This window comes from Pseudostreptobacillus sp. (assembly GCF_977040545.1).
Window position 1 is genome coordinate 1 of sequence record NZ_CDRRBS010000073.1, and the last position, 5,865, is coordinate 5,865.

The window sequence follows — 5,865 nt, forward strand, 5'->3', positions numbered from 1 at the left end:
GCTAATCCTTTTGCCGCTAATACTTTTGATATTGCTGCTGTTGTTGTTGTCTTCCCGTGATCTACGTGTCCTATTGTTCCTACGTTTACGTGTGGTTTACTTCTTTCAAATTTTTGTTTTGCCATTTTATTCCTCCATTTTTTATTTATTTTTTAACAAGAAAATTATATCATTTAAGAATAGTAAAGTCAATATCGTTTTTTAGCTAATTCTATACTATTCTCCCATATATTCTTTAATATATTCAACTACTTTTTCTGCTTCAATTTCAAAACTTTGACTTCCATCTCTATGTTTTATCTCTACTTTTCCATCTTTAGCAGCTTTACCAACTATAACTTTTAATGGGAATCCTATTAAATCTGCATCTTTAAACTTAAATCCTGCCTTTTCATCTCTATCATCAAATATAACTTCAATATTAGAATCTAACATTTCTTTATATAATTTTTCTGATAATTTATTAGCATCCTCATCTTTAGAATTTACTAATATTAAATCTACTAAGAAAGGAGCTATATTTTTAGGCCATATTATACCATTTTCATCATAGTTTTGTTCTATTGCAGCTGCTGCAACACGAGATACACCTATTCCATAACATCCCATAATTACAGTTTCTGCAACTCCTTTATCATTAAGAACTTTTGCATTTAAAGCATCAGAATATTTCTTACCAAGTTTAAATATATGTCCTACCTCTATACCTCTTGCTATTTCTAAAGTTCCTTCATCTCTAGGTGATTTATCTCCCACTCTTGCAGTTCTAATATCTCCTCTATAATCTATATGTAAATCCTCTATATTTAAGTTTACATAATGTTTATCTTTGATATTAGCTCCACCTACAAAGTTTCTTAAATAGAATATACTTTCATCAGCAACTACTTTAATTCTTCCATCTTTAATACTCTCTATTTCTTTAAGAGCTGATGTAAATCCTGCTTCTAATCCTAAATTTTCTATATCTTTTTCATCCATCATTTCAAGATCTAAAATTGCTCCAACTAGATTTTTAACTTTTACATCATTAACGTCTAAATCACCTCTAATTATCGCCATGAAATAATTTATCTTTTCTTCACCTATTTCTTTTAAAAGTACAGCTTTAACAGTTTTACATTCTTCTATACTTAAAAAATCAGATAATTCTTCTATACTTTTAACATTAGGTGTATCCACTAATACTTTTTCTAATTTTTCTTCATTACTTTCTTTAAAATCTATTATACTTGTAGCTTTTTCAACATTAGCTGCATAATCTGATTTATTTGAATAAAGTATATCATCTTCTCCGCTTTCAGCAAGAACCATAAATTCATGACTTTCACTTCCACCTATACTTCCAGTATCTGCTTCAACGGCTCTAAAGTTTAAACCACATCTTTCAAATATTTTAAAATATGCTCCTTTAACATCATTATATACTTCATCTAAACTGCTTTGAGTTAAATGAAAACTATAAGCATCTTTCATTATGAATTCTCTACCACGCATAAGTCCAAATCTAGGTCTTTTTTCATCTCTAAATTTACTTTGTATTTGATATACATTTAATGGTAATTCCTTATATGATGTCACTGTATTTCTAAAAATATCTGTAACAACTTCTTCATGAGTTGGTCCAAGTACACTTTCTCTACTATTTCTATCGTGTAATCTCATAAGTTCTGGTCCATAAGAAAACCATCTTTTAGATTCTTTCCAAAGATCAGCTGGTTGAAGAACTGGCATAAGTAATTCATTAGCTCCAATTCTATTCATCTCTTCTCTTACTATATTTTCTATTTTTCTTAATACTCTAAGTCCTAAAGGAAGATATGTATAAACACCTCTAGTTAATTGTTTAATCATAGAGGCTCTAAGCATCAATTTATGTGATACAGTTTCTGCATCTTTTGGTACTTCCTTATATGTTTTTATAAACGCTTTAGAAAATCTCATTTAATTTTCTCTCCTTCTAATTTTTAAATATTTTAATATTATCTTGTAATTTTTTAAGTTTTGATTCAAGTTCAGCTTGTATTCCTTTTTCCTTATCAATTACTGCTTGAGGAGCTTTAGATACAAATTGTTCATTAGATAATTTATTTAATGTTCTATCTAATTCTTTTTGAACTTTTTCTATTTCTTTATTTAACTTCTCTACTTCTTTTTCTATATCTATTAACCCTTCTAAAGAAACATATATTTTACTATTACCTACTACTCTAAATCCTGACATTTTAGGTAATTCTGTAAGAATATCTATTTTTTCTACATTAGCTAATTTATCTAATATCTTAGGATTATTAAGAACTATATCTTTTTCTCCATCATCTTCTGTATCTATGATTATAGATATTTTTTTAGCTGGTGATACATTATTTTCTGCCCTTATATTTCTTATAGCCCCTATAACTTCTTCTAAATACTCAAAATCATTTTCTGCTTTAATATTAATTAAAGATTTATCTTCTCTTGGGAAGTCTGAAAGCATAATACTTTCACCATAAACTTTAATTTTTTGCCATACTTCTTCTGTTATGAAAGGCATAAATGGATGAAGTAATCTTAAACCATTATCTAATATGTGTCTTAATACCCACTGTGCACTTTGTCTATCAACATTATCAACATCTACTCCATAAATTCTAGTTTTAGCTATTTCTACATACCAATCACAGAAATCATTTCTAAAGAATTCATAAGCAATTTTCGCACAACTATCTATATTATATTCTTCCATTTCTTCATTAAATCTTTTTGCTGCATTTTGAAGTTTAGATAATATCCATTGATCTTCTAATTTAAAGTCTAAATCAAGTATAGATATATCTTCTTTAAATCCTTCTAAATTAGATATTACAAATTTTGAAGCATTCCATACTTTATTTGCAAATGTTGAACCCATTTCCAATAATTTTTCTGAAAATAGTATGTCTTGTCCTTGTGATGTATTATACATCAAACTAAATCTTACAGCATCTGCTCCATACTTATCAAGTATACCTAAAGTATCAGGGGCATTTCCTAAAGATTTAGACATCTTTCTTCCTATTTCATCTCTTATTATTCCTGTAAAGTATACTTCTTTAAATGGTATCTTATTTTCAAACTCTAAACTCATCATTATCATACGAGCAACCCAGAAGAAAATAATATCTGCTCCAGTTACAAGTAAATCTGTTGGCATACGTCTTTCTAAATCCTCAGTTCTTTCGGGCCAACCCATAGTAGAAAATGGCCAAAGGCTTGATGAAAACCAAGTATCTAAAACATCAGTTTCTTCTCTTAATTCCAATTCACTACCAAATTTTTCTACACATTGTTTTTTTGCATCTTCTAAACTTTTAGCAACTATCATATCACCATTTGGAGTATAGTATGCTGGTATTCTATGTCCCCACCATATCTGTCTTGAAATAGTCCAATCACGTATATTTTCAAGCCAATTATAGTAAATTTTTTCCATTCTTTTTGGAGTTAATTTTATTTCACCATTCTTAACTACTTCTATTGCCTTTTCTGCAAGTGGACGCATTTTAACAAACCATTGTTCAGAGATTCTTGGTTCTATTACTGTATTACAACGATAACAATGTCCTACTGCGTGATTATGTTTCTTAGTTGATACAAGTAATCCTAAATCTTCTAAATCTTTAAGTATAACTTTTCTTGCTTCAAATCTATCAAGACCTTTATACTTTCCTCCATTTAAATTAATTGTCCCATCTTTTTCTAATATATTTATTATTTCAAGTCCTGTTCTTTTTGATACCTCAAAATCATTAGGATCGTGTGCTGGTGTCATCTTAACTGCACCTGTTCCAAATTCAAGATCTACATAACTATCAGAAACTATAGGAATTTCTCTATCCATTAAAGGTAAAATAACACTTTTGCCTACAAGATGTTTATATCTTTCATCTTCCGGATTTACAGCTACTCCTGTATCTCCTAACATAGTTTCGGGTCTTGTTGTAGCAATAATAAGAAAATCATTACTATCTTTTATAGGGTATTTAATTTCCCAAATATGCCCTTCTTTATCTTGATGTTCTATTTCATCATCAGCTAAAGCTGTTTGACATCTAGGACACCAGTTAACCATATACTCTCCCTTATATATCAAGCCTTTGTTATATAATTCAACAAAAACTTCTTTGACAGCTTGAGAAAGTCCTTCATCCATGGTAAATCTTTCTCTTTCCCAATCAGTTGAATTTCCTATTCTTCTTTGTTGAGTAGTTATTATATTACCGTATTTTTCTTTCCATTGCCAAACTTTTTCTATAAAAGCATCTCTTCCTATATCTTCTTTTCTTAATCCATCTTTAGCAAGCATTTTTTCTACAACATTTTGAGTTGCTATCCCTGCGTGATCTGTACCTGTTTGCCAAAGTGTATCAAATCCACACATTCTTTTATATCTAATAACTACATCTTGTATAGTATTATTAAGTACGTGTCCCATATGTAAAACTCCTGTTACATTAGGTGGTGGTATTACTATCGTATACGGTACTTTTTGATTATCTACTGCTGCTTTAAAATATCCTTTTTGTTCCCATTCTTTGTACCATTTTGATTCTATATCAATAGGTGTATATTTATCCATTAATATTCCTCCTTAAAAAATTTAAACGTATATTTATATCTTACATTTTCTCCTTTTAACCAAGCCATAGTTTTTCTAATTTGAAATATAACTGAAGCAATAAACATAAAAACTAAAAAACTCAAAAGTTTTTCTCCAAGTCCTGTTGCACTAAATGACCTTAAAGGAGTTAGTATTGCTATATAAAACAAAGTCATCGTAAAGTTCTTATTAAGTAATTCACACATAACCATTCTAGTTCTTTTGGGTAATTTTATTCCCATAAAATAGACGACATATAGTCCAAAAAAAGGAATTAACCAACCAAGCAATAATATTTGTTTTAAATATTTTGATTCATCTTCTTCAATAATAATAGAATTCTCTTTTAACTCACTAGAATTTTTTTTGATTTTTCTCATACTTCATAGCACCTCACTTCATTATTTCAAATTATACCAAACTCTTACTAAAATTGCAATTTTAGTAAGAAAAAAAGTGTATCTCTAATCTTAAACTTCAAACAGTTTAATACTAGTAATACACTATATTATTATAAATATTTTATTATTTAGTCATCTAAATTATTAGAATAATCCTGGTATGCTAACTCCACCTGTTACAACGCTCATTTCTTTTTCTGCTAATTCTTCAGCTTTTTGCATTGCATCTTTTATAGCACTTAAGATTAAATCAGATAATATTTTAGGATCTTTATCAGTTGATGCATCATCGATCAATTCTTGAGCTATTGTTATATTTACTATATCTTTTTGTCCATTAGCTTCAACTACTACACTTCCTCCAGCAACTTCAGCTTTAACAAATTTATCTTTTAACTCTTCTTGTATAGCTAACATTCTTCCTTGCATTTCTTGTGCTCTTCTGATTATATCAGATTGACCATTGTTATTTGACGAACCTTTTAATTTTCTAACCATCTTAATTCCTCCTAGATTATATAAAAAAATGGTGGCGAGAGAAGGATTCGAACCTTCGAAGGCTGAGCCGGCAGATTTACAGTCTGCTCCCTTTGGCCACTCGGGTATCTCGCCACATGGTGCCGCTTATCGGATTCGAACCAATTACCTGCTGATTACAAGTCAGCTGCTCTACCTAGTGAGCTAAAGCGGCAAAAATCTTATTCAATTGTTAATAAAAATGGCGGAAGTGACGAGACTCGAACTCGCGACATCTTGCGTGACAGGCAAGCACTCTAACCAACTGAGCTACACCTCCATAAATGGTGGTCACAACTGGGCTCGAACCAGTGACCCCCTGCTTGT

Annotated in this window: 5 protein-coding genes and 3 tRNA genes; all 8 read right to left on the reverse strand. The window is 29.9% G+C overall.

From position 1 onward, the window contains the following. Nucleotides 1–125, reverse strand: a 125-nt coding sequence (locus tag ACWYO2_RS04550) for a GTP-binding protein (protein WP_455514901.1), incomplete at its 3' end; no start/stop codon positions are given. Nucleotides 126–216: 91 nt separating this feature from the next. Further along, nucleotides 217–1,944: a proline--tRNA ligase gene (locus tag ACWYO2_RS04555; RefSeq protein WP_455515310.1), complete on the reverse strand. Its 1,728-nt coding sequence runs from the start codon at nucleotides 1,942–1,944 to the stop codon at nucleotides 217–219. 16 nt (nucleotides 1,945–1,960) lie between these two features. Further along, nucleotides 1,961–4,600, reverse strand: coding sequence for a valine--tRNA ligase (locus tag ACWYO2_RS04560; RefSeq protein ID WP_455515311.1), 2,640 nt, complete (start codon nucleotides 4,598–4,600; stop codon nucleotides 1,961–1,963). Further along, nucleotides 4,600–5,001, reverse strand: coding sequence for a hypothetical protein (locus ACWYO2_RS04565; protein ID WP_455515312.1), 402 nt, complete (start codon nucleotides 4,999–5,001; stop codon nucleotides 4,600–4,602). The genes ACWYO2_RS04560 and ACWYO2_RS04565 overlap by 1 nt, the downstream gene beginning before the upstream one ends. A 165-nt stretch (nucleotides 5,002–5,166) precedes the next feature. Beyond that, nucleotides 5,167–5,520, reverse strand: a complete 354-nt coding sequence (locus ACWYO2_RS04570; protein ID WP_455515313.1) for a YbaB/EbfC family nucleoid-associated protein — start codon at nucleotides 5,518–5,520, stop codon at nucleotides 5,167–5,169. A gap of 29 nt (nucleotides 5,521–5,549) precedes the next feature. After that, a tRNA-Tyr gene (locus ACWYO2_RS04575) sits at nucleotides 5,550–5,634 on the reverse strand. A gap of 3 nt (nucleotides 5,635–5,637) precedes the next feature. After that, nucleotides 5,638–5,713: transfer RNA gene (locus tag ACWYO2_RS04580), tRNA-Thr, on the reverse strand. Nucleotides 5,714–5,741: 28 nt separating this feature from the next. Then, nucleotides 5,742–5,818: transfer RNA gene (locus ACWYO2_RS04585), tRNA-Asp, on the reverse strand. Nucleotides 5,819–5,865 lie beyond the last annotated feature (47 nt).

Bases quoted from the DNA above. Each gene is read 5' to 3' on its own strand.
- ACWYO2_RS04570 (WP_455515313.1), bottom strand. From the start codon at position 5,520: ATGGTTAGAAAATTAAAAGGTTCGTCAAATAACAATGGTCAATCTGAT.
- ACWYO2_RS04565 (WP_455515312.1), bottom strand. From the start codon at position 5,001: ATGAGAAAAATCAAAAAAAATTCTAGTGAGTTAAAAGAGAATTCTATT.
- ACWYO2_RS04560 (WP_455515311.1), bottom strand. From the start codon at position 4,600: ATGGATAAATATACACCTATTGATATAGAATCAAAATGGTACAAAGAA.
- ACWYO2_RS04555 (WP_455515310.1), bottom strand. From the start codon at position 1,944: ATGAGATTTTCTAAAGCGTTTATAAAAACATATAAGGAAGTACCAAAA.